This window comes from Enterococcus sp. AZ170, assembly GCF_050545135.1.
Classification (GTDB): Bacteria; Bacillota; Bacilli; order Lactobacillales; family Enterococcaceae; genus Enterococcus_L; species Enterococcus_L ureilyticus.
Map to the genome: position 1 here is coordinate 3,386,831 of NZ_CP172947.1, position 25,856 is coordinate 3,412,686.

The 25,856-nt window shown below is 31.4% G+C and carries 21 protein-coding genes and 2 pseudogenes; all 23 read right to left on the minus strand.

Annotation, left to right across the window (positions count from 1 at the left end; all coding sequences use genetic code 11):
* The 23 genes and pseudogenes from IGJ55_RS16205 to IGJ55_RS16315 all read right to left on the minus strand — a co-directional run bounded on the left by IGJ55_RS16205 (position 1) and on the right by IGJ55_RS16315 (position 25,451).
* Entirely contained in the window at positions 1–1,722 is a 1,722-nt protein-coding gene (locus IGJ55_RS16205) for an ABC transporter ATP-binding protein (protein WP_069639735.1), read from the minus strand.
* On the minus strand, positions 1,715–3,457 hold the full coding sequence (locus IGJ55_RS16210) for an ABC transporter ATP-binding protein (protein WP_207120493.1): 1,743 nt from the start codon (positions 3,455–3,457) through the stop codon (positions 1,715–1,717). Before IGJ55_RS16210 ends, IGJ55_RS16205 begins: the two co-directional genes overlap by 8 nt.
* Positions 3,450–3,839, minus strand: coding sequence for a hypothetical protein (locus IGJ55_RS16215; protein ID WP_429948243.1), 390 nt, complete (start codon positions 3,837–3,839; stop codon positions 3,450–3,452). The genes IGJ55_RS16210 and IGJ55_RS16215 overlap by 8 nt, the downstream gene beginning before the upstream one ends.
* A 58-nt stretch (positions 3,840–3,897) precedes the next feature.
* Positions 3,898–4,860, minus strand: a complete 963-nt coding sequence (locus IGJ55_RS16220; RefSeq protein WP_429948241.1) for an aminoglycoside phosphotransferase family protein — start codon at positions 4,858–4,860, stop codon at positions 3,898–3,900.
* Positions 4,853–6,100, minus strand: coding sequence for an aminotransferase class III-fold pyridoxal phosphate-dependent enzyme (locus IGJ55_RS16225; RefSeq protein WP_069639731.1), 1,248 nt, complete (start codon positions 6,098–6,100; stop codon positions 4,853–4,855). The genes IGJ55_RS16220 and IGJ55_RS16225 overlap by 8 nt, the downstream gene beginning before the upstream one ends.
* A 31-nt stretch (positions 6,101–6,131) precedes the next feature.
* Positions 6,132–7,616, minus strand: coding sequence for a hypothetical protein (locus IGJ55_RS16230; RefSeq protein WP_069639730.1), 1,485 nt, complete (start codon positions 7,614–7,616; stop codon positions 6,132–6,134).
* Complete coding sequence (locus IGJ55_RS16235) at positions 7,607–8,617, minus strand: nucleotidyltransferase family protein (RefSeq protein WP_207120495.1); 1,011 nt, start codon at positions 8,615–8,617, stop codon at positions 7,607–7,609. The genes IGJ55_RS16230 and IGJ55_RS16235 overlap by 10 nt, the downstream gene beginning before the upstream one ends.
* A gap of 14 nt (positions 8,618–8,631) precedes the next feature.
* Positions 8,632–9,789: a hypothetical protein gene (locus IGJ55_RS16240; RefSeq protein ID WP_430606886.1), complete on the minus strand. Its 1,158-nt coding sequence runs from the start codon at positions 9,787–9,789 to the stop codon at positions 8,632–8,634.
* Positions 9,790–9,835: 46 nt separating this feature from the next.
* On the minus strand, positions 9,836–10,426 hold the full coding sequence (locus IGJ55_RS16245; protein WP_069639727.1) for an ATP-binding protein: 591 nt from the start codon (positions 10,424–10,426) through the stop codon (positions 9,836–9,838).
* 4 nt (positions 10,427–10,430) lie between these two features.
* Positions 10,431–11,045 (minus strand): hypothetical protein, encoded by a 615-nt coding sequence (locus IGJ55_RS16250; protein WP_207120496.1) that lies wholly within the window; start codon positions 11,043–11,045, stop codon positions 10,431–10,433.
* Positions 11,042–12,010 carry a radical SAM/SPASM domain-containing protein gene (locus tag IGJ55_RS16255; protein ID WP_069639725.1) on the minus strand — a complete coding sequence of 323 codons (969 nt, stop codon included), beginning with the start codon at positions 12,008–12,010 and terminating at the stop codon, positions 11,042–11,044. Before IGJ55_RS16255 ends, IGJ55_RS16250 begins: the two co-directional genes overlap by 4 nt.
* A complete protein-coding gene (locus IGJ55_RS16260) occupies positions 11,998–13,617 on the minus strand; it encodes a carbamoyltransferase family protein (protein ID WP_430606890.1) in 1,620 nt (539 codons plus the stop codon). Before IGJ55_RS16260 ends, IGJ55_RS16255 begins: the two co-directional genes overlap by 13 nt.
* A gap of 29 nt (positions 13,618–13,646) precedes the next feature.
* Positions 13,647–14,795 carry an iron-containing alcohol dehydrogenase family protein gene (locus IGJ55_RS16265; protein ID WP_069639723.1) on the minus strand — a complete coding sequence of 383 codons (1,149 nt, stop codon included), beginning with the start codon at positions 14,793–14,795 and terminating at the stop codon, positions 13,647–13,649.
* 6 nt (positions 14,796–14,801) lie between these two features.
* Positions 14,802–15,920: a nucleotidyltransferase family protein gene (locus tag IGJ55_RS16270; protein ID WP_157804674.1), complete on the minus strand. Its 1,119-nt coding sequence runs from the start codon at positions 15,918–15,920 to the stop codon at positions 14,802–14,804.
* 11 nt (positions 15,921–15,931) lie between these two features.
* Complete coding sequence (locus tag IGJ55_RS16275; RefSeq protein ID WP_069639721.1) at positions 15,932–16,762, minus strand: HAD hydrolase family protein; 831 nt, start codon at positions 16,760–16,762, stop codon at positions 15,932–15,934.
* Between the two features lie 27 nt (positions 16,763–16,789).
* Positions 16,790–17,023 carry a phosphopantetheine-binding protein gene (locus tag IGJ55_RS16280; RefSeq protein WP_069639720.1) on the minus strand — a complete coding sequence of 78 codons (234 nt, stop codon included), beginning with the start codon at positions 17,021–17,023 and terminating at the stop codon, positions 16,790–16,792.
* 678 nt (positions 17,024–17,701) lie between these two features.
* Positions 17,702–18,910, minus strand: coding sequence for a hypothetical protein (locus IGJ55_RS16285; protein ID WP_069639719.1), 1,209 nt, complete (start codon positions 18,908–18,910; stop codon positions 17,702–17,704).
* The gene (locus IGJ55_RS16290; protein ID WP_069639718.1) at positions 18,900–19,832 is read right to left on the minus strand and encodes a hypothetical protein; all 933 of its coding nucleotides are present in this window, start codon (positions 19,830–19,832) and stop codon (positions 18,900–18,902) included. Before IGJ55_RS16290 ends, IGJ55_RS16285 begins: the two co-directional genes overlap by 11 nt.
* A gap of 19 nt (positions 19,833–19,851) precedes the next feature.
* The gene (locus IGJ55_RS16295) at positions 19,852–20,379 is read right to left on the minus strand and encodes a hypothetical protein (protein WP_069639717.1); all 528 of its coding nucleotides are present in this window, start codon (positions 20,377–20,379) and stop codon (positions 19,852–19,854) included.
* Positions 20,376–21,818 (minus strand): AMP-binding protein, encoded by a 1,443-nt coding sequence (locus IGJ55_RS16300; protein ID WP_207120499.1) that lies wholly within the window; start codon positions 21,816–21,818, stop codon positions 20,376–20,378. Before IGJ55_RS16300 ends, IGJ55_RS16295 begins: the two co-directional genes overlap by 4 nt.
* A gap of 104 nt (positions 21,819–21,922) precedes the next feature.
* Positions 21,923–22,957, minus strand: coding sequence for a hypothetical protein (locus IGJ55_RS16305; protein WP_429948230.1), 1,035 nt, complete (start codon positions 22,955–22,957; stop codon positions 21,923–21,925).
* Positions 22,958–23,213: 256 nt separating this feature from the next.
* Positions 23,214–24,195 (minus strand): annotated as a pseudogene (locus tag IGJ55_RS16310) (transposase).
* Positions 24,196–24,333: 138 nt separating this feature from the next.
* Positions 24,334–25,451, minus strand: a pseudogene (locus IGJ55_RS16315) (IS110 family transposase).
* Positions 25,452–25,856 lie beyond the last annotated feature (405 nt).

The following is a 25,856-nucleotide window of genomic DNA, read 5'->3' on the forward strand; positions in this document are numbered from 1 at the left end:
CTATTCAACACCTAACAGCGCCTCCTCCCTGTCAAGCTCTATAACTTTGCCATCTACTACTTTTAAGAATCGATTACACTTCTCTATAGTAGACCTACGGTGAGAAATAATGATAAGGGTGCTTATGTGCGTCCAAATAGTATCCAATTCAGACAGAATGCCTCTTTCATTATTTAAATCCAAAGAATTAGTCGCCTCATCAAGAACAAGAACTTCTATTTCTCTAACCACTTGTCGGGCAATCATCAATCTCTGTTTCTGACCACCTGAAAGTTTCATCCCCTTATCACCAATGTTACGCTCATAACCTGCTGAAGATTCCTGCACAAAAGTCAGTAAATTACTTTTTTCTATGTCCATTTGATGCTGCAGCCTACTCTTTTTATCCAAACCAAAAAAGAGATTTTCCTCGATCGTACTTGAAAAAAGATTGGCATCTTGAAAAACAAAGCCAATTCTCTTCAATATGGTACTTTCTCCAATTTCTTTGATAGCATTTCCTGATAAAAGAATTCTGCCTTGATCAGGGAAAACAATTCCTGCAAGTAACTTCATCAATGTTGACTTTCCAGAACCGCTATTTCCAATGATCGCTACTTTATCCCCTCTATTAATAACAAATGAACAGTTATTCAACACAGGTTTATGATTGTATGAAAAAGAAATGTTCTCAAATTCTATAGAATCTATATTCTCAAGTATCCGTTCATTTTGAGGAACTTTTAGTATGGTTTGAATAGTATTCAACTCTGCAGAGATATTAGCGTAGTATGGCTTGTCATTATTCAGGCTGTTGTTTATAGCAGTCAATTGATTAATAGATTGGAGAAAAAAATTGAAGTAGGATATAAAAACCAATAGGGATCCTACCGTCATTTCATTTTGTATAATTAACAATCCGCCAAAAAAATATAAACTAAATTTTGCAATAAATTCATTTTTTACTCTTGGAAGAATTCTATTGCTAATCACCCAAAGATTTGTCCATTTCCGATGATACGATGCGTAATTTTGTACTAATTTACTAAATTTTTCCATCTGAAAGTTCTGCATTCCAAAGGCCTTAATATCTTTCCAACCATAAACAGAATTTTTAATCCAATTTGAAATCGTCCGATCATTTTCCCTGTTCTCCAAATTCATCTTACCTTGCGCTTTTGAAATCATTCCGTCCACTACAATTGAAATCACTGAGACTATTAATGCTAAAAAACCTAGTTTTAGATTAATCAAAAATAATAACAGGATTGCTGCGACCGCTGTAAAAAGCTGAACAATGTATCCTTCAATTTGTTCGGATAAAAAAGTGTATAACGGTCTTGTATCCGCTTCGATATTTATGAATTTATCCTCGATATCCAGCCCATTCAATGCAGATAGACTTTTGGAAATCTCTTTTTTCCATAATAGCTCTTTCACTCCTCTAACTAGAGCAAATGCATTTTTGTAACTCACCTTAAAATAGATCATATTTATCGCACTTTTAACAACATAAGCAACTACATACAGTAACAGTAACTGTGGCAATACTGCAATTTTCTTTTCCAAAATTACTTCATTAATGAAACTTTTATACAGAAGTGGAAATAAGAACTGGGAACCAGACAGCAACAAACACAGAAGTCCACTGAATAATAACAGCTTTCTTTTTATCAGTCCCTTATAATTAAATGTCTTAAATAAACTGACCTTAGTTTTAATTAACCCATTCTCCTTAATCATATCCCCCTCCTGTATTAAATAGTTTCTTTAGCTCAGCTGACCGTATTAATACTTCATTCGGCGCACCTGTTTCAATGATTTCCCCAGCCTTTAGCACAATCACCCTGTCACAATAATTGGTATTACTCAATTTGTGGGTTATCATAATAGCTGTTTTGTTCTGAGTCAAATTCTCCCACGAAGCTAAAACTTTTGCCTCAGATATTTTATCTAATCCCCTCGTTGCCTCATCAAAAATGAGAATGGCTGGATCCTCAAGACAAATTCTGGCAATTCCTAACATTTGTAGTTGTCCCCCAGAAAAAATATTCTCTGTATCACTTATCCAAGTATCCAATTTTTCTGGCTGCATTCGAAGGAAATCATTTAAGCCTGCTCGATTACAGGCATCAAGAATTTTTTCATCGCTAACATCCATTTTGCCCATAGTGATGTTCTCTCTTAATGTTCCTGGAAATACTAATATCTGTTGCTGAACAATCCCAATATTTCTTCTCAAACTTTTTACAGAAAATTTTGTTATATCCTGATTATCGATAAATATGCCACCCGACTGTATCTCCATAAATCTTAATAGTAATAATGCTAGCGTAGATTTTCCACTACCACTTTCACCAACGATTGCGATCCTTTCTCCTGGAGACATTGAGAGTGACAGATCCTTTAAAATATCCGCTTTCTTTTTATAACTGAAATTGACTTTACAAAAATCAATTTGCCCAGCAGTTATTTGGATATCATCATAACCATCATACTCTTTTTCACTTTCTGAATGAAGAAACATCTTCAGTTCATGTATATTGTTTATTCTCTCTTGTGCAACCAAGTTAGAATGAACAATAGCAGATAAACATTTTCCTATATCAAAAAAATAGATGAGAATGACTGAAATCATTCCTATTGTTAATTGGTTTCTATAAGAAAACATCGCTAAAAGGCTGTATATGATCAACTGTATAATAAGGTTGATCCCTTCATAAAGAATTTTCAAATTATTTATCGAAGTATCTACCTTTAACTTGTTATCTAGAAGTTTGTTATTTTCAAAGCTAAATATTTTTATAGCATTTTTTTCTCCACTCAAAAATTTTATTTCAGTAAAATTAGCCAGCAAGTCAAAAATTCTACCATCATATTTTTCTTTAAGTACTCTATTGTTATTAAACAAGCTATTTATTTTCTTGTTTAACAATGTAGAAAAAAATACCGATATTGGTATAAGCAGTGAGATAAGGAATCCGAGTTGAACATTCATTATATAAATATAGGCTAGGCAAAAAATGACATTAAAAAGATTATTTAGATTAAAAATAATGTCTTTTATCAAAAATGCCAAACAATCATTACTATACTGATTAACAATAGTAACAATTTCACCTGCTTTTTTATTAATAAAATATATTGATTTACTTTCTAACAGATGCTCGTAAGCCTTCTTTTTGACATTCATAATGAAACCAGTAGTTAGAATATCGTGTTGTTTATACATATGTACATAGAGAAAAATATAAAAAAATAAAAACACGATAATGAGACTGCTTATTGACAAAAATAAACTGATATTTTTGTAGTAGACAATTTGATCCAGCATTAAACCAAAAATAATCGGAGTAATAATATATAAAAAATAATCAAAGAAGCAGCTAATAAAAAAAAGCAACAGGTTTCCCTTATATCCCTTCAAAAAAATATCAATAAATTTATAGGTACTGATAAAATTTTCTTTTCTATTCAAAAGTCTTCCCTCCTCTGCAAAATAATAATTCTAAAAGTGAAAGTTGTTTCGTTGTATATTCAAGAATATATTTTTCTTTTAGACGTAAGTGTAACTCTGCGTGTTCCTCAGTGGGAAAATCAATATAAATATACGTTCCCTCTTGATCAACCACATTCCCTACCTGAACATCTTGATTTCGTTCTTTATAAACATATACCTGATTCGTAATTATGTTCCCATTTCCTATAAAACGATAACTTTTTGATTCGCTCTTTTTTACTAATGTAATAGTTTCTGTCGCTCTAATATCAACAGGTATTTTTATTGCAATAACTGTTGATATTGTGCAGAAAAAAGTAACAATCAAAAAATATTGGATAATATTATATGTTTTTTTCATCTATCCTATCCTCATTTGTATTTTTATAACGGTTGCTGAAACAGCATTCGAAAAAACATCATTTGTGAAATTTACCATACCCTCCATCATCCAACAAATCATCAGATGAGGGATAGATATTAAAATCAGTTTGAATAAGAAATGTTAAAATACTGTATCCTGATTCGTAGGTTTTCTTATTTTCTATAGTTTCTTTTTGACTATTTAAATAACTAATCATTTCGAGTATATGAAAAACAAGATAGAAAATTTGATTTTTTTCAAATGTCTCATCAATCCTATCTATTCCATATCCGTGTAAAAAATGTTTTATTGTTGAAGTATCAAAGTGAAAGGTTCGCCAAAACAACTTAGCAAAATCATACTCATAGTGTCCAACAATCGCTCGTTCAAAATCAATTAGGTAAACTTGATCTTTTACATGATTGTAGATAATATTATCTGAAAGAAGATCGTTATGGAGAAGCTGAGAGGTCATTTCTTCTTTGGTCTGATTAAAAATACTTTTTTCTTTCAAATAATTTATTGCAAGACCCAGTTGTCGGTCTTGCAAATTTAACTCAAACTGCTTAATCCTATCATTAACATATACCTTCCAGTTTACAGGTAAAAATGTACCTGTCTGTTGATTGACTAGCTGTCTAGAATATCTGTGGAAACAACATAATGCTTCACCAATTTTTCGGGCCAGTTTGACTTGTGTATCCGAGGACTGTTCTTCATTAAATTGGACTGTTTCTCCAGGTACATATTCCATTATCACCGAATAAATGTTAGTTGTTGATGTTTCATTATCTATACGCCTATTTAAAATAAACGAATCACCATAAATCAACTTTAAACAATTTGTATCTGTTACAAATGAGTGCCTAGATTTATAAAATTTTAAGACTCTGCACTGTTTGCCATTTTTTAGAAGATATAGGTTATTCGTTTCAAATTTTGATTGAATTCGTTCAATTTTTTTTGGCATACTATCATAGGCTGCAGATAGATATTCTTTAATCAATTCGTTATTCATACTCAGATACAAACCTATTTTTAATCAAATAATTTTTATAAGCAGATTCCGTTAAAAGTCCTTTATCAAATGTCAAAACGTCAATAACATTGACCAGCTTATTCAAAACGTCATCAATTTGATGTTTTTTGTGTGAATAATTAAGGTTAACATTATTAAAACAATAAAACAAGATTCCTCTATTTATCGATTCTCCATAAAATTCATTCCCTAAATCTTCAGTCTCAAATATGATATGAAAAGCCGAAGCATCTTTGTAAAAACATTTTGCTGGGAATTTCTTTTTTAAAAATAATTTGTCCAATTCTTCAGCAAAGTATCGTCCTAAATTTTCTATATATGAAGCGACATTATATTTTTCAAGCAATTCAATTGTACTTATCGATGCCCTTATAGAAGATGCTTCTGTATCAAATGTCCCAGATAAATGAGTTTCTTCTTCGGCAAACATCAGCTTATCAAAACCTGCTACTGCAGAAATCGCATATCCATTACCCATAGCTTTACTAAAAGTAGCTGCATCTGGAATTATTCCTATTTTACTCTGAAATCCTTCTAAACTCGTTCTGAAACCTGTTTTTATTTCATCAAATAGGAATAGGGTGTTATATTTTCTCGATAGGTGAAAACATTCTTCATAAAATTCTTTACCAAAGAAACAGAGTTCCGGTGTAATAAATATAGCCGCTACTGAGCCAGAATATTTGACTAAAAGTTTTTCTAAAAGATTGACGTTATATTGGAAATCCAATGTATAGTTGCTATTTTCTGTTAAAACTCCATTTCGTACCCCAGTAAAAGTATCATGCCACCCATGGTAACCTGATGTTAGAATAATCTCTTTTTTAGTATATGCTCTGGCTAATCTTATCAACGCAGAGGCCGCACAAGATCCGGTTCTAAAAAGTCTGACCCTTTCTGCGCATGGAATTTTTTCATTGATTATTCTTGCCAGTTCATTTTGTATAGGATTACTCAATGGCATAAAATTAGACATATTTATCTGATTAACAACCTGACTGTTCACTTCATCATTTGCATAACCTAATATTATCGCACCCTTTCCAGAAATAAAATCTACATATTCATTTCCATCAATATCCCAAACAATAGAACCTTTTGCTCGTGAAAAATAAATGGGAAATTTTTCTATTGGTCCTAATTTATTCATTTTCTTTACGCCACCGACAATCAATGATTGCGCAGCATAATACTCTTTTATTGATTTAGTAAATTCCATTTAGTGCTCTCACTTCCTTCATAAAAAATTATTACCTATCTGTTTTGTATTTCTTGTAATTTTTTATTTTTATTTTCTTCAAAATAAATGTTAGTGCAGGCAAATTTCTTGTAAAAGAATAAAATACAACTCCTATTGCCGTGAACAGCCAATTATATTTTTTTTTATTAATTAGGTTTCTTTCCATTAGCTGATATTGGAGCAATAGGCAAAAACAAGCATTTGCTGTTATCAATGTACTCAATAGCAAAAAATAAGGCAGTTTAGTAAATGAAAGCAACAAACAGATAATCAAGATCGATGGCCCAAACAGCCATGAGAAGGTATCTCTGATAAGAAAACAGATAGTAAAGTAGTATGAACGTAAACGATAATAATTTTCTTTGTGATTTTTTTTGTAATAATTCTTATAATTGAATACATCAAACATACCTGAAAACCATGTCATTTTTTGATTAAATAATGAATAGATGGTACTCGGATTCAATGTATTTTCAATAGCTAAAATAGGTATTATCGGAATTTTCAGGCAACTTAATAAATAACCTGTATATAAATCCTCCAAATTAGTTTTTTCATTTAATTTTCCCATTTGCCCATAAAAGTCCATTCGGAAAGTCATTCCATGCCCAATCATGTATCTACTTCTTAACTTAAACATAAAAGATTGTTTTTTCCAATTATCAGAAGTTCTTTTTAACATAGGATATTCATAACCTAGACTCCACCTAGACTGATAAAGTGCACTTCCTTTTAAATAATGGCCAATTATCCCAGAATATTGTGAATAATTTAAAGTATAAACCCTTATAAGCTGTAACACATCAGGATATTCATTGGCTTTTATCTCTTTGACAAGTGAGGCTTCTAAATCAGTCGATGGTTTACAATCAGCATTATAGACCATAAAATAGTCATTTGGAGATTTCTCGCTACTTTCATTATTGATAGTCTTCCAACAATAATTAACTTGAGAGGCCATACAGCTGGTATCGTTTTTTTCTTCTAGTAAAATAACATTTTTCCAATTGTTTATTTTTATCGATTCTACTACTGTTTCGTACGTTGTTTTTTTATCTGAATAGATTGCTTGAATAGATGCCAAAACATCTTTGAATTCTTCTGACTGATACTTTTCACAAATCCATATGAGTTCTTCCCTATCAAATAAATGATTATATTTTTCACAGATTGAAAAGCTCTTTTCCCTCTTGCATATACTCCAAGCCAATTCTTCTAAATAATGATAATTCTCTGTTTTTTCACTATTTTCTTTTGAAGTAGTTACAACATAGATTCTAACATTCACAATCTTAAAACAAGATAATAATTCTGATATGGTTTTTTCAATAATACTTTGTTCTCTTAAACATGGAATACAAATATTCAACGTGAAGAGACCAGTATCGAGTTCCTCGACCAATGCGGGGGTTTTCAACTTGTTCAATGTCCATAAAATATTATAGTTAATTCTTACATACCTAAAAAATATAACTAAAAATAACACTAAAAACATTTTTTTATAGGGCCTCCTCTTGAACTATAATAATAACTTGCAGTATCCCACATAATTTGTTCTCCTAATTTTCGTATTAAGATTGCAGGTGGCTTTAATCGCAGCACATCTTCACATCTAATAAAGCACTTTGTAACTATTTTCGTAAGTAGTGATGGTTTACTGGTAATCTCTGTCATCCCCCAGTAAGAAAATAATTGCTGAAGAATTATTTTTATTGGGTAAATTCTATTTTTAAGTTTAAAGTGCTCAATCTTATTCGCCAAGCTGGTACAATCATACTTCCCGATTTTTAATAAGAAAATCAAATCCAAATATTTGGATAAACAAGTTCTGGTATACCAGTCTTTACTAATATTAACAAGTGCCAAAATAATTTGATTTTCATCACTTACTATTTCTATCTCTTCATTTAGCAGATAATTCGTTTGGGCTTCTTTAAAAAAGATATCGGGATAATCCAAGTTCCCATAATCAATATTCCAATGTATCTCAATCGGAATATCCTGTTTAAACGCAGTATAGTGGTAGTGATTGTTTAAACTTTTTTCCATTTCTTCTCTGTTAATAAAAAATCCATTTTTTTCTAGACTGTCTGCCACAGTGTAGATATCTTTTTTCCTGATCAACAGATCAATATCTCCAACTATTCTCATATGATAATGATTATATAGACGTTTTGATAGTAAAATTCCCTTTAGAGGAAGCCAGCTGATTTCAGATCGTTTAAATATACTAGCCAACTCAACTAACAACTTTAAATGTTTCTCACTCTTTCCAAGTAATTTTTTTTCATATTGCTTCAAACATACCCTAGTTTTTTTTCCCTCACCAAAATCCATTTCAGCCAATACATTAGGATAACTCAAAAAGAACGGGGTCAATTTATGCTGGTATAAAAAAGTATATATATCCTTAGTCCCACTATCTAAAGCAAACTGTGTTCCTTCATTAGCCAACCCAGTAAGGATCTCAGTAAATTTCTGACTATTATTTTGCATCTACTTTCCTTCCGTTATTCAAAATCGTTTAATAGCTGTTGACTATCATTAAAAATATTTTTCCCAAACTCAATTTGATAAACCTTTGTTTGTTCAATCATATGGTCAACCAATTTTTCCGAGTACTCTAAAATGAATTGATCGGTCTCTCTTCTTTTTTTTAGCCATGGTTCAATCCAATTTTCATCCAAAGGGCTCATACATTGTTCCTGCAATAATGTCGCCGCCTTCTTACTGTCCATTTCTGAAACATGTATGTCAGATATACTCAGATTTATTTTAGGAAAAATAATTGTTTTTAGATTAGCCTGTTCTTTCAGATTTACGGCGAATAGCTCTTTTAATTCTTTCGAAGTAATTTCGAGTTTCACAGCCGAGCCAAAATCTTCACGTTCATCTAGATTCACTTGATTTCTAATTTCTTCAACTTGCGGCCTGCTCCATTTTTGACCATTATCATTCACTTTTTTTGCTAGTTGTGGAATAGCAGCTATCGTTCCACGGCCGATTCTCATAGAAATTGGAAAATATTTCATTAAAAAACCTTGTTTTGTTTCCTTTACCAACAGTCTATCATTAGAAATATAATCCGCTCCATTTAAAATCAGTGAAAGTAGCATCGTTGTTTTTCCTGAAGCCTTATCTCCACAAACCATAATTCCACTTTCTTTAAAAACAACTGCTCCAGCGTGAAACATTATGAAGCCATCATCTTCAGAAGTTCTAAAAATAACCTCTCTCACCACCCTAAATGCCAAATTAAGGTCAACCTCATTTTTTAGAATAATAAAGTAACATAGATCTACTTTTAATATTAGGTAGCATGGATTCCCGGTTTCTTCTATATAGATTGTACTTTCATTTCCAACTAGGTATTCTTTATGAAAAATGCCGTCTTTAAATGTTTTTATTAGATTATGTTCCATGTTCTTTAATTTAATGAACATGTTTTCAAACAGAACTGGAGAAGTAATCATAACTATTTCAAACTGTCTTGTATGATTCATTTTGTCGACTCCAGTATGTGAATAGTCTTCAATTAGTTTATCAATTTTATCCAAATCTCTACTGTTCGGTGAATAGAAATGAAATTGAGAATCATAAAATGTGTATCCTTTACTCTTATTCAATTCTTTTTTTCTATTAAAAAGCTCATATATTATATCATTCATTCTTCCTCTACTCCTTCTAGATTTACAGTCATTATCTATAGTAAAATCAAGACTGCCAAAAATCTATCATTTTATCTACATAGTCTTGCCATTCCATAGCGGTAGTGTTCAGTATGAAACCTTCTAAGTCATTTTTTGCATGTGCCTGTTTTAGTTTTATCTGCTTTTCTTTAAACATCTGAGTCAATTCCTGGGTATTAAGGTGAAACGAATCTAGATAAGCACTCCACGCTGGAGTGCGGTACTTCTTTGTTAACAATACGGATCTCTTCTCTATAGAATCTTCCTCAAGCTGCAAGAATACTTGTTTTGTATCATAATTGTTTAACCTATCCAGTACTCGCTCTTCTAGTTCTTTCGTTGTCTCATTTTCTATAAAACTGTTACTCATAGAATTTTCCAAAAGCAGACCTATCTCTTTTTTTCCTTCCATCCGTTCAAGTGTCGCAAGAAATTCCTCTATGGTTTCATAGAACTCCTTCAAACTTTTTTCTAAGTCTTTACATGCGTTTTGAGAGTGGTAAGCTGACAAAAAAAATACGGATGAAAAATTTAGTTTTTCACAGTTCATCATCATTTTTTTAAATAAAGTAGACTTTCCTGAACCAGTTATACCTGATAGCATCATTATTTTCATCTAGTCATTTCCTCATTTCACACATTGAAAGAATTATCTTTGTATAGTATTCCCAATCTTTTTCACTGGTGTCGATCCTCAAAACTTCACCCGCAACTCCTTGGAGTTTTTCAATCATCAGCAACTGTCTTTCTGTAAAAATTTTTAGCGCCTTTTCATTTCCACCTAAAGCTTCAATATAGTTTTTCCACCCGCTCTTCCTATACATTAAGGTTTCCTCAATACAACGCTTCTTTAGTAATGTTTCTGGTAGTTCAAAAAATACTGTTTTAAATCCAAGTTTCTTTAATCGTTGATCAATTCTTATAAATTCATCTTCCGAAATTAACTCTCGTGAATAAGCATTTAGATGAAACCCTTCAAAACAGACGCTGATTTTCTGTTGCTGTCCATTTGATGTTTTATCTAGTTGTGCTTCAAAAAAAAGCTGATCTTGGAGCTCTATGAAACTTAGAAGTTGATCAAATACATACTCAGATTTATTAGCCATTTTTTCAAATGTTCTAAGTGTATAATACTCTGATAACACCAGCGTGTTTAGTTTCATTTGTTTCAATCTTAATTCTTTAAAAACACTTGATTTTCCTGATCCTGTTACTCCTTCTAAAATAATTCTCATCTTACATTCACCTGTTCCAATAAAGCTAATTCACATTTTTGACAAAAAAAGGCTTTCGCAGGATCTGTTTCTCCATATATTTGCTCTCTTATGCTATTAACTTTTTTTGAATCCCATATTTCTTTTATAGTTTGAGTTTTCAAATCGCCAATAATTACTTGCTTTCTCCAATCCTGACAACATAACGATACTGTACCGTCGTAATTAATCGCCAATCGATTTTTCAAATAATCCGATTTACAGCCAACAACTTTGTATTTATCTTCTAAAAACGTCTTTTCATTTTTACTACCATTATTTTCAGCGCGATCTAAATACGGATAAACTTTAAATTTTACTCCCAACTCTTTAAAGTATTTTCTTGCAACAGTAATTTCTTCTTGGCTTATTAAACCGACTTTATCTATCATGGTGAATTGGATGGTCATTAATGATTTTTTCTGCTTTACTTTTTTCAGAAGATAAAAGAAATTATTCCATGTATTGATGTAGTCCAACCCCATAATCGACTGATATGTCTCATAAAAAAAACCAAAAATACTACATCTTAGTTCACTGATAAGCTCTTCTTCCACAATAGCATCGATTGTTTCGTAGTTAAGAACCGAAAGATTACTTGAAACTTCTACATTACAACCTATTTTTTTAATTTTTCTTAGTGTCTTTAAAAAATCTCTATCCAAAAAAGGTTCATTATTCAAATAAGGCTCAATGTTGATAATTTTATGTCGATAATGTTGACATTCTTCTAAAATCCGATCAATCAGTTGAACTTCCATTTTCCCGAGAGGTATTTCTTTTCTAACCTGTGGATGTGGACATACCTTACAAAAGGCGTTACATTTTCCGGAAAATTGAATCTCTATATATTCTGGAAAATCAGAAATTTCTGTGAATTCTTTATTTTTTTCAAGTTTTCCATCATTTCTTAACATAACTTTTTCCTGCTTCTTTAAATTTTCCATACTAAATAATTCCCCATAAATAAATAATCAATATCTGACTCCAAAAAACAATCAATTGCATCGTGTGGACTTTCACAAATAGGACGACCTTTAATGTTAAATGATGTATTTAAAACAACTGGAATACTGGACAGTTTATAAAATTCCTGTATAACTGAATAAAATTGTGGATTGAACGTTTTCGTTACAGATTGTACTCTTGCTGTTCCGTCAACATGAACCACAGCGGGTATTCGAGAAATCACTTCTTTGTTTGTTTCCGGAATTAGCAACATATACTCATTGCTTTTTATCATTTCAAAATATTCTTTTTCATGTTCTGCCATCACTGCAGGAGCAAATGGCCGGTAACTTTCTCTAAACTTTACTCTATTATTTAAAATGTCCTTCATCTTCGGATTACAAGGATTTGCCAATATACTTCTATTGCCTAAACTTCTGGGTCCAAATTCAGAACCTCCTTGATACCAAGCAATAATCCTATTCTCCTTTATGAGTTTTGCTGCAAGCTTTTCACCGTTCGCTAATTTACTGTAAAAAATTTTATCTTGCTGCTTTTCCAAGCTCTGTTCTATTTCTTCGTTATTGTACGAGAAACCATAAAAATTATTTTTCATCTCTTTTTTTGAACAGTTATTTTTTTCATAAAACTTTGATAAAGCAGCCCCTATTGAGGTACCCGCATCATTTGCTGCTGGGCAAATAAAGATGTTTTCAAATTTTGTATCCATTAAAATTTTCTGATTTGCTAATCCGTTTAATCCAACACCTCCAGCGATACATATGTTTTTACTTTTAGTAATTTCATATAAATAATCTGCACATTTTACTACTAAATCTTCTAATATCTTCTGAGCAGTAGCGGCCAAATTCATTTTAGTTTCCTGCTCACTTTTAGTTTCAGCCAAAACTTTTTCTACGTATTGTCTGATATTCTCAACTTCAATCTCTACCTGCCCTTGTTCAAAACGAATAAAACGCTCAAAATCCTCTTTATATACAGGTTTTCCATAAGAAGATAGGCCCATCAATTTTCCTGATTCACTGTGAATCTTATTATCTCCACCCATGCTTTGACATCCAAGCATTTTTGCTATCATAGAATAAAAATAACCTATTGAATTATTCGGTTTTTTTACAATTCCATTTTTTATCTCACCATCACCACTTACTCTATCCATAAGTGCAATTCTATTTTCTGTCCCTCTATAATATGAAATAGTTTCCGTAGAAAGCCCTTTGGAGTCCTTTATGATACTGCCACTATGATCAATCACCAAAATAGCTGTATCTTCAAATCCAGACTCATAAAATGCACTTGCTGCATGTGTATAGTGATGATTATAAAGTTGATTCATCTTCCCTTTTACACAATCAAAATAGTCCTTATTCAATAAGTCATTACTGACAAAATAGTCAATTTCGGCTTCTTTAGTATTCGTTTTTTCAAGAACATATTTATAAGCCAGATTCTCTCTTAACTCACAGCCGTACCCATACTTTTTTTTTGCCAACCGTTCTTCCTCAATCGCAATTTTCACTTCTCCATTTTCAACTAAACAAACTGAAAAATCATGAGTTGATCCTCCAAAACCAATTATTTTCATAGTTCCCTCCTATTTTCATTTTATCGTTCTTAGGGTTTTTCTTTCTGTAAACACTTTCTCAGAACAATCATTAACTCTCTGTTTTCTAAAGCTACACCTCTGTAATCACTTGAGTTTATTTTGTTATACAAACTATCTAATTCTAGTTCATTAATAGGATCAGTATACTCAGTAAAATGTGGAACCTGCAGATTTTCAAACATTTCTATCAAAGTCTGTTCAATACAACTGTTACCAATTGCAGTCTCAATATTCTTCATTTTTTCATCGATTTTCTTATCCTTAGAACGAAGTTGCTTTATTGTTTCAACTAAAGTAAATACACTCGCAAAACCATGTGGTATTTTATATGTTGGTCCCAATACATCACTTATATGATGTGAAAAAGTTAGACCTACACCAGTTGCGAAAGACATCGTTGCTAGCAAACTTGCTAAAAACATATTTTCTGCAGCCTCTTCATTCTGATTATTTTGATATAGTTTTTCAAGATTCATACTAATAAGCTTTAGTGCAGAGATTGAGAATAAACGACAAATTTCATTCTTATCATTAACAAGATAAGATTCTAGTGCATGAGACAAGGCATCTACTCCAGAGGCAGCAATCTGTTCTTTTTTCAATGTTTTTGCTACTAGTGGATCAATCAACGCGATGTCTGCAAAGCACCCTCCACTACTAAATCCCCGCTTAATTTTATGCTGTTGATCATATAGTACAGTCCCTCTGGTAATTTCGGCACCAGTACCTGCAGTTGTCGGAATCAAAATCATAGGAATTTTTTTCTCAGCCAAAGTTGTGTTTGGGACGAGATAGTCTTCAATATTATTGGCTTTAGAGCTCAATAATATATTGACAGCTTTTGCCGAGTCCAAACAACTGCCACCGCCTATTCCGATGATTCCATCATAAGAACAATCCATACATATTTCTGCAATTGCATTAATAGACTGATCTGTAGGTTCGCATACTACATAAGGACAAACATCTACGCTGATACTATCCTTACACAAATCTTCCCGCATCTTCTCAAACCATTTTTTTTTACTAATTTCTTCATCTGTCAGAATTAGGATAGCAGACATATTCAGTCTGTTTGTATATTCTAAAATCTCCTTCAAAATTCCTTTTTTAAAGTGAACCTCCACAGGTAAATGGTACTTAAAGTCATACTTCATAATGCCTCATTCCTTTCTGAATTGTTGATATTTTTCCATACGATTAAAGTCAAAAACACGTTCTCCAATATGCAAGGAATCAATTATTTTTGTTTTCCCATCAAAAGAATACAATTCATGTGTCTTGGCAGATGGATATTCTTTTATTAGATCTAAAATTGAAGGTTCATTTAAACCAAAGAAGTCATTACAAATTGAAAAAGTATAGAGTACTTCATCAGATACTTGAAAATCCTCCACTCTGGTAATAAAAGAATCTAGTTTTTTTTCTTTCAATACTTTATGAATCAAAATATGAACATCACAAAGCTTATAAAGCGCTAAATCTTTGTAGGTTTTAACTTTTTCCAATGATACAGCTTCTTTGTAGAAATGGATACAGACGAAAAGAAGCAAATCGATTAAACTCAACGAATAAAAAGATTGTTTATCTTTTTTTCCAGCATATAAAAATCGGCTACCATGCATCTTATTTACATACTCATCTGTTCTATTGGTTGAAAATAAATCTAACGAAAATTGAAAGTCCAGAATATGATAATTCAGATACTCATTATCCACTTGCTTAATCAATGGATAAATTTCATGAGAAGACAGAGGCCTCATCAGCACTGCTTTTCTGGTGGCTTCTTTAATTCCATTATGAATATAGTCCTTTTTTCCAAAAACATATCCTTCATCTTTTGCAATTCTGACAATAGCATCTAGATCTTTTTGTTTAACAAGAATATCATTATCATTAAAACTTCTGTATACATCTTCTGGATACCCGTATTCAGATAGGGCAAGACCTTTGACTAAAACATATTCAATCGCTTCTTCAGTCATTTTTTGGGTAATCCTAAGCGTTTGTTTCTCTTGTGCACTGTTAATGCTTTGCAATAATTTATTTTCCTGATCTAAAATCGTTATAAATCGATCATAGGAACACAAAAAATTTTCTTTTTTAAAACAGTATTTCTTTACAGTTGCCCAAGAAATACCGAAAATCCGATGTATTGCCAACTGACCTAAAACAACGGACCAATCTAATCCATTCTCCATTAAATGAATTAGTTCAAGCTCTTCTTTTTCATCTAAATAATATTTAGCTAACAAAGTAACTAACCTATATTCTTTTTTCATTTCACTGATTTTCATATTTTTCTCCAATTGATTAATTTTTCAATAAATAAATCTAAAAAACAAACTAATTCTCCTGTTAAAGAAATATTTGAAGCTTCTACTGCTTCTGATTCTGATTCTCTAACACTAACTCCAATACTAGCTGCTTCTAACAGTTCAACATCATCTTTATCGTTTCCAAAGAACATCGTATTCTGAAATGTAGATTCCTTAAATTCTGAAAAAAGAAACTGTGCTGCCCCTTCTTTTTTTGTTATTTCAGGAAAAATCCTTACGGTGTTAAGCTTTCTGTACTGTCTTATGACTACACCTTCTACCTCTAAATATTCCAAGTTAAATGACGTGTTAGGAAATATATAAATACTTAATACAGCTTCTTCTTTTAGCTTTTGTTTAAGCAAATCACTTGATATCTCGGCTAGTCTACTTGAAGCTACTTGAAAAACCATTTGATATTTTATTCTACTTTTTTTATTTATAGTATAGATGTGTTCTGGACAGACAATTGCATAATCATATCCTCTTCTAGTAACAAACGTAATTATTTTTTCTATGCTTTCCGAATTGAGTCTGTGAATAAATTGATTTTTTCCACTTTCTGAATAGGTAATATTTCCGAACTGACCCAAAGATTTCTCATAAAAATATTGGTCTATTTGATCCTTTTTTACAAATTCTTCTAGACTATCATATTCTCGTCCACTAATAATAATGGAGATAATTCCTAATTTTTTTAACTGCTCTACTCTTCTTAAAACTGGCTTTACATTGGCATTTGTTTTTGTAATTATCGTTCCATCAATATCAAAAAAGCAGTATTTGATTTTTTCTATTTCCTTCAACCCTTCTCCTCTTTTCAAAATTGTTGGTCAAGGCAGTAGTATGCTCTCAATCGTCTCTTTAAGCTTCTCAAAATTTTCAAATGTTCCAGGAACTAAATAGCTGTCAGGGATTTGAATATCAAATTCAGTTTCAATTGAAATCAGAAGCTCAATTGACGACATAGAATCTAATCCGAGGTTTCTTAAATTTTCACTCTTTTGAATTTCCTTAATGTCTTCATATAAATAATTATTTATAATACGTTCCAATTTTTTTTCCACTTTATAACTCCAATCTACATTTTTGACTTCAAAACCTTTAAAAATTATCTTTTGTCTGGTGGCATTCCTCCCAAATATCCCTGTTATTTTCGATATTTTACTATGCTAACTATTTATTTTTTTACCAAAGCCTTTCCACAAAAAAAGAATTTGATTATTAACGATTATAGTAAAAATAGGAACTGAAGTTAATAATTTAGATAAAGGTCAAAAGAAGATTTTTATCATACATATAAATCCATATTTCAAACATTCATTTTGTTTTACCGCTTTTTATAAAATATTCAAAAAAACTATAGCCGCGAACTATCATAATTTAATGACAGTTCGCGGCTATAGTTCAGAAAAATATTTCCATTTTCTATTTCATCACAAAACATATTTGTATCCAACTTCTCACATATAAAGTTTCATTTCTTTTTTTGAATCAAACTTCACTTCTTTTTTCGAATTAATTCTCATAATTTTATCCTCCTTTTTCAAAAATTGATACTGATTAATATCTTCTTTTATTATAAAGTACTAGAAAAAGGTAAACTAGATTATCTCTGTTTTCCAAAATTTTTTTAGCGTGATTAAGTTTTTCAAGCTGTTAACTAAACTCTTTTGTCTTTTAAAAATAACGTAAAACAATGTATACTTTAGATCATTAACGTCCAAATATTATAAGATATCTAATTAAAATTCAATTTCACTTTTTTCAATGATAGTCTGAGAAATAGAAACAATTTGATTATTGTAAAAGCAAATCTCTTTAGGTACTTCTCTGCTTAAAAAATTGATTAAGCTAGAGGATAAACCGTATGCTCCAACATTGTTTATATAAAATAGGTCTCCCGAGTAAATCTCTCTTGATGTTTCAACGCGAGAATTAACGATATCCAAAGGAGAACATGACGGCCCAACTAATCTGTAACAATTTTCTCCCCGGCTACTATTCATAAAATTGATATCATTTTTAGGTGGTAGTGTTCTCCTACTTCCAGAAAACCCGTTCAAACAATGTATTCCAACGTCTGAAATCAAATACGGTATGCCTTTGCTCACTTTTTTATATAAAATACTCCCTAAAAGAACTCCAGATTCAGAAGTCAAATATCTGCCAGATTCAAAGAAACATTTCTTACTTTCTCGATTATCAATCTTCATAAAACATTTTTCAAGATTTTCTTTTAGGGAAGTAAGCTCAAATGCATTATCATTACTTGCATACGGGGCTGGAAATCCACCACCTAAATCTAGCATCTGTAAAGAAATACCCATGTGCTCAATTTTATTTCCTATTTCCACTATCGCTTCTACATTTGAAACTATTTCATTCAAGTCTGTAATATTACTACCAAAAAAACTGTGTATACCCTTCACTGTAATGTGTCCCGATTTAAACCTGTCTATATTTTCTAGAAAAACCTCGAGATCTATGCCAAATTGACTCGAACTGCCCCCCATTTTTAATGATGAGTGACTATTTTTTGAAGAAATGTTTAACCTAATAAAAATGCCAATTTCTTTATTTAATGACATACAAAGATGGTTGAGCATTTCAAATTCTGGAATAGATTCACATGAAATCAGACTAAGTCCATGACAAATCATATAATGTACTTCATTATACGTTTTTGCCGGAGAAGTAAAAAGAATTTTGCTAGGTTCTACATTATTTTTTATTAATAGCATAAATTCTTCTTTGTTTGCGACTTCGAAGTGACTACCTAACTTACTTAAATGCCTAATTACCCCTGGATTGTTATTACATTTCACTGAATATAAAATAGTACTATCTTTTGGTAAAGCTTTTTTCAGTCGTGTATATGCTTTCGAAATTATATTCAAATCATAGATATATACGGGGCTGCCGTAGTTTTCGATTACTTTTTCAAGATTCATTTTTTATCTCTTTGACCCTTTCTTTTAAAAAATCCACTGCATCATGTTCCATTACTGTTATTTCTTTCAATAATCGCTCCATTGTGTCATAAATTTCTTCTTGAATACAAGTTGATACGATTATTTTTAAAATAGACATAAATACATTTGACCATTTAGTATAAATTTTAAGATAGAGAGATCGAATTTTTACTTCACCTCTAAGCTCAAAAAAATCGGCTGCCTGTTTCCTACTTCTTCGAATAGTATCAATTCCTTCTGAGAAGCTATCTAGTCTGTAAAAATCTTTGTTCACTATTGCTTTTAAAATATCTGTTACAATTTTTTCTAAGGCGTCGAATCCATAACTAAACTGGTAATCCCCATAGGACTGATATATATTCTGATCAGTCATCAATTTTATATTATGTTGCAATGCTTCTAACGTACTAATCTCTTTGCAAGTTGCCGCATCTATTACTTCTATTCGAACAAACTTACATTTAACAAATTCTTGGGAATAATTCCACCATGATAGTAAGGTTTCCTTCTCTATGATTTTCTCACAGCCAAAGTAATTATCCTGAATCGAAACTAGATCTTCGTTTATATCTATTATGAATGCATGAATATGATGCTCTTTTTGATACATATTACAGTAATTCAGAAAAAAATAATCTAGTTTAATTATATAACTCCCACTCTGCTCTATTTCCACTTCAATAGCAGGATTAATTTTTTCCTCAAGAAGTATACCAAAATAGTTCAAGAAATAGTAATCATAATAATGATCTTGGGTAGCGATTGTAAATAAATTAGAGTGGCATTGCTTTCCATATTCCAAACCAGCTCTCCAAAAAAAATGTTTAAATTCATAATTCATAGCTTTTAATTTTTCTGCTAAAAGCATCTCAAAACAATTAAACTGTGGCTCTTGTAACATTTAATCTACCCCTCTATTTTTAAAATAATGTGATTGCAAAAATCCGAATACATAAATTATCTGGTAATTTTATATAGTCTACTTTATATTCTGAATCTAAAGGTACCTTCATCTCAAAAACAGAAGCCTGTTGATTGATTTTTCTTGCTTCTGGGTGTTGGGAAATAACATATTTTGTTGTGTAAAAAATAGAAGTATTCTCAAAATTGACAGATGTTCTGCTAAAATTCGGGAAATTAACTTCTACTTCATACTCGCCTCTTTCTGATCCAACAACGACTTTTTCTATATAATCACCATACAACCCCAAAGCGATGATTCCCAGATAATCAAATTTTTCTTTTGCTTCAATTTTAATATTATTATTTTTCGCTTCAAAATTATCTAATTCTTCATCATAGCAAATTTTATAATCTGATCGATTGCTAAATATATTTTTAGGGTAAGGAAAAGCGGTACCCAATAAAGTCAGCATAGCCTCATTATCAAGATCATCTTTCTGATAAGCTTTGTTATTGAAATGTTTTGATATATTTATACTTTTCATTCAGTAGGGCTCTCCAATTCAGCACAATATTTTTTAAGCTTTAGAACATCTATTTTTCTGTTAGAGGTCAATGGCATTTTTTTTATTTTTAACACTTTAGGAATTTTGTACTTATCGAGTTTAAACTTTAATCCATCTCTTACGATTTTTTCTGAACATTCTCCCTGATAGACCAAAAAGAAATGGTCATCAAGTGTAAATACTTTTGCAAAAACCACTTCAGGGGTTTTCATTGCGATTGATTCTATTTCAAATGGATCAATCCGATAGCCATTATATTTGATAAATTCTGAACTGCGCCCTTCAAAAAATAAGTAACCTTGCTGATCAATATAAAATTGATCTCCAGTTCTAAAATATCGCGCTTTATCAATCTCAAAATAGTGGATAGCTTCTTCTGTTGATTTATCTGATAAATATCCAAATGTAACACTTGGTCCTTCTACAACTAATTCGCCATAACCATATTCACTTAATTTATTTGATTCATGATCTATCACATAAGCTTTTGTTCCCGGCAATGGTTTTCCTACAGAAGTTGGTTTAAATTTGAATTCTTCCGGAGTTAAAATAGAAACTCTCTTACATTCCGTAATGCCGTACATAAAATAGATATTTAAATTTAGATTTTGTTCCCAAATTAGTTCCTGTATTGAAGGAGATAAATATTCTCCTGTGTTTGTTATCGTTTTTAACGACAACATATTCAACAAATTGTTTCTTTTGGCCAACCAGATTAAATTTGTTGTCGTTTTAGGTAATGAGGGCAGAAAAGTTATTTTTCTCTCTGAAATAAAAGACAGCAGCGCAAACTCTGAATACTCTTCAGAAAAGAATTCTAATCTACAATTTTTAATTACTGTAAAAAAAATATGATACAATCCGTAATCAAATGTAATCGGAAGAAATAGACCAATTCTATCCTCCGAACTTAGTTTCAATATCTTTAAAATAGATTCGATACAAAAATAAATATTAGACATCATTATTTTAATCCCTTTGGGTACACCTGTAGAACCTGAAGTAAAAATGGTCAGTACTTGTCTATCTTCAATGAAATAGTCAATATCAGTTTTATTTCCAGTATACTTTGAGGAATAAATTGACTTGATAGAAATCTCATTATTAACTAATACATTCTCACTCTCCATAATAATTATTTCTGGATGAAAAATAATTCTACGTTGTTTTTTTGATTTACTTTCTCTTTTTAAATCAACTAAACAGACATTTATTCCTAAAGTAATTGTAGCTATCAATATAGGAATAATTTCAATCTCATCAAAAAATTCAATTAATATACTTTGATCAAATATTTTATGGGCATTGAAGTAATTTATACAACATTGAGTTTTTTCATATAAGATTTTATTAGTTAGTTCATTTTTCCCTGACTTAAAAATAATTTTATAAGGACTATTTTTTGCATTTTTAATCACATTTTTATATAGAATATCGCATTCTCCTTCCTAAGTTGCTATAATAATTTTTTGTTCATTTTACCTATTCAAACAGTATTTATTTAAGGAATTCTTGTTTTATATTAACGAACTTTTTTGTTGCACATAGTATATTTAGTCAACTTTTCTGATTTTATTAAGTATTCAGCAGCTTTTTTATATTTTCTATGATTAAAATAAAAATGGGCCAAGCTTCTAATAGCAGCTTTTTGATATAAAAGCACATGATTGTTACAAAAAAAACTACAACACAAAAGCATTGTCTCTTCATAATGTAAAAAATTAATATTTTCTTCTAAATTAATACAACAATACATATAAATATGCTCTAGTGTTTTATTGTAAATTATTCCTTTGACTTTTTTTAATTCTTCTTTTGCAAGTTCCTTTTCGCGAATTTCTAACAAGCAAAAACTCTTAATGATCTTTAGAAAATTGTCTTTAGGTAATTTCTCATTATTCTTATCAATCAATTCTAGACTATCTTGAAAGCTTTCTTTTGTTATATGCTCCATGATAAGCAGCATTAATTGCTTTTGATTACAGTCTGAATCACTCACTTCATCTTGAAAAACAGTATTTTCGACCTCTGTATTTAAACTTGCCATAATTTGTATAACTTCTTCAACTTGCCAATTCACTTTCTTCTCGATACTATCCGTACATCTTCCTATTTTTATCAACTGCTCATTACAAGCAGAGGCTCCTTCATAAATTTTTTTTAAGCAAAAAACTAGTTCTATAACATTTGAATCTTCTGAAGAAATTAATTCAGACATTTTATTGATTAAAGAATAGAAAATATCAAAATTAATACAGTCTAATTTGAACATTGCAGACTCAAATTGACAATTTGAAAATAAATCAGCGATCTCATAAATATTATCAATAAAAAAATGTTTAAATAACTCATTTGTTAATCTCATATTTTTAAAATGATTTGATACCTGCATTCTATCTAACATCAAAAAATATGTTTGCTGGTCAAAATGATACTTACCTGATATCATATTTGAAAAATGACTTTCACTTATAATTCCTTCACATAATTTCTTTTGTGGAATACATTTTTTCTTACATAAGAATAATGCAATAAACATTCTCATCCTTTCACCCATTTAATCTCCACCTTTTTTAACTTAATTCTAATAAAAAGCCAGCATTTTTTTAATACTTTATGCTAAGCAACAAAATTTTTTCTTTTATTCACAGTTTATTAAGAAATTATAGAAATACTTTTTTCTTCTATTTTATGCTTAAAATACAAAAAAAAAGCCAGAATTAGTCTATTCTAACTGTTCCAAATACAGTATCTTACTAAGTATATTCCAACACCCATTCCTACCATGCAAACTAGAGTTTGGGACGTAAGTCCTAAGAACCAAAAAATAGAAGACCGAAAATCATAAAAAAGATTTTCAGTCTTCTATTTTTTAGATTATGGGGAGAATCATGTTTATTATTGGGTCTATTCAATCGATATTTCCTTAAATTTACAGCCATTAACGCAAAGCCAATTTCATTATGTGTCTTCTGTTTTCCTCGAACAGAGAACCGAGTGAAGCCTAAACAAGCTTTCAAATGTCCGAAAGCTGGTTCAACGTCAATTTTTCGTTGACGGTAGAGTTTACCTGTTTTTGCTTCTGAAAGTAGCTGTTGAATCCTCGCTTTAAAGTATTCCCAGTTCATGTTCTTATGAATCCCACAATTCTTGTTACTCTTCGCTTTTGTACATTGGCTTCGAAGAGGACTATTCGAGCAGTCTTCACGTTCATATTGTTTTAAATACCGTGTAAACCCATACTTATCTGTACGAATAGAATAATTTCGAAAATTCATTATAAAGGAAGGTTGATTTCTCAGTGAGCTTTTTGTCAAAGTTATCAACGGATTTTCTCCAAACAAAGGTATATTTATTTGCGTTGGCTTCAATCTTTGTGCCATCTATAAAAATGTCATCTTCATCGATTAATTGTTCCTTGACTAATTGACTACGGAATTGGACGAAGCACTCCCGAAGGAGTGCGTTCACTAAGGGATTCACACGGAAACGATTGATCGTTCGATAGCTCGGCTGATAACTTTGAGTGAGCCACATCATCCGGATACTATCCTTCGTTAAAGCTTCAATCTTTCGACCAGAGAACACAGATTGTGTATAGGCACATAAAATCATCTTCATCATCATTTTCGGATGATAAGAAGAAGGGCCCATTTGATGGTGAAAAGGAAGAAAATGTGCCTCGGGAATACTTTCAACTAATTGATCAATAGCGAATGCGATATCATTATTTTCTAACTGAAAGCTAAAATCTAGAGGAAGAATGACTTGATTTGTGGTATAATTTTTAAAAATAATCCAGATGTCAATCAATTTGACTGGTATCTGGATTTTTCGTTAGGACTTATTATACGAAAACTAAACTCGTAAAAAAAACAAAAAAAGGCTACCTCCTACCTAATGCGTAGTTAGCCATAATTGGTCTAGAACACTTTAGCAGTTATATATTAGAGTGTTCTTTCTATTTTTTAAATAACTTTCTCCAAGTTCATCATAGCGGGACTGATCGGAAAACATCCGATAAATGATACGTAACAATAAATGAACGGTCGCTACAACCGATTTTTTGTGTCCAGCATTTCTTCTTACTCGAAAGAAAAATGCTTGAATTCGAGTAGGTTTCCCTTGGGAAACCGCCAGTGCCCCTTGTGCTAAGACTTTTTTTAGATAAGAATTTCCTTTTCCTACCCGTTTACTTCGCGTCTTTCCAGCACTTTGATTATTTCCTGGACTCGCTCCTGCCCATGAAGCCAAATGCCCAGATGAGAGGAAAACAGACATATCTATTCCTACTTCTGCAAGTACAACTGCCGCCGTTCTTCGATTGATTCCAGGGATTTCCTCTAAACGTTCTACGTATTCTTCATAAGGAACGAGATAGTCGTTTATTGTTTCTTCGACTTCTACTAATTGTTTTTCTAGGGATTCAAGCAATTGAGGCACTTTTCTGCGTAATGTTGTATAAACACACTCTAAAATGAGTGTTTCTGTGATTGGCCTGTTTTTTACTAAAGCATAGAGCAACGCTCTACCTGATTTTCCGTAGATATCTTTAATCACCGAGGTTAATTTGATTCCAGCATTCTGTATTACCATGTGTCCGCGATTTTTTTCCCGATTCAAATCTTCCACTAAATGTTTGCGATAACGTGTTAAATCTCTCAATTCTTGAATAGGTTCTGGTGGAACAAAACTTGTAGGAACGACTCCTAATCGTGTGAGACGAGCAATCCATTCCGCATCTTTCATATCCGTTTTTTTCCTGGAATATTTTTGATGTGACGAGGATTCGCTAACTGCAGCTCAAAATGATTCTGTAAAATCCGCCACACGCATTTCCAATAAACACCGGTACTTTCCATACTTATATGTGTGACTTCGTAAGAAGTCAACCAATCAGATAGGTCAAAAAGACCACGAGTTGTCGTATCAAAACTACCAAAGAATTTTTCTGGGCGTTTTTTCCCTTCAGCAGAACGAATAATGCACGCAACAATTACTTTTTGATGGATGTCTAATCCAGCACAACAAGAACGAAGTACATCTTCCATTTTCAACATTCCTCCTTGAAAAAAATTACAGAAGAGGTTATTCTACTTATAGAAACAATTTATTTTTATACGCAGGTTCTATGACCTAATGATTGGTGCAAATAAGTAGAATGATCTAGTTTGTCCCTCAAGGTTACTTGGAGCAGAACCTCAATAAGTGATCGACCTACAAGCCACTCCTGTCATCTCTAAGTATGACAGGAAAAAGCCTGCAGGTCGATCACTTTCGTTTTCATTCTGTTCGGTGAGGGCGATCGCCCTCATGGGTGTTTGTCCCAAGCTCTGGTCTAACTGTTAAAGTCTATTATGAGCGTGTTTTACAAGCCATAGTACACACCTCCATCTATATATTGATTTCAATACTAATCAGTACCACTATATATTTTATTATGTTTAACTTTTATT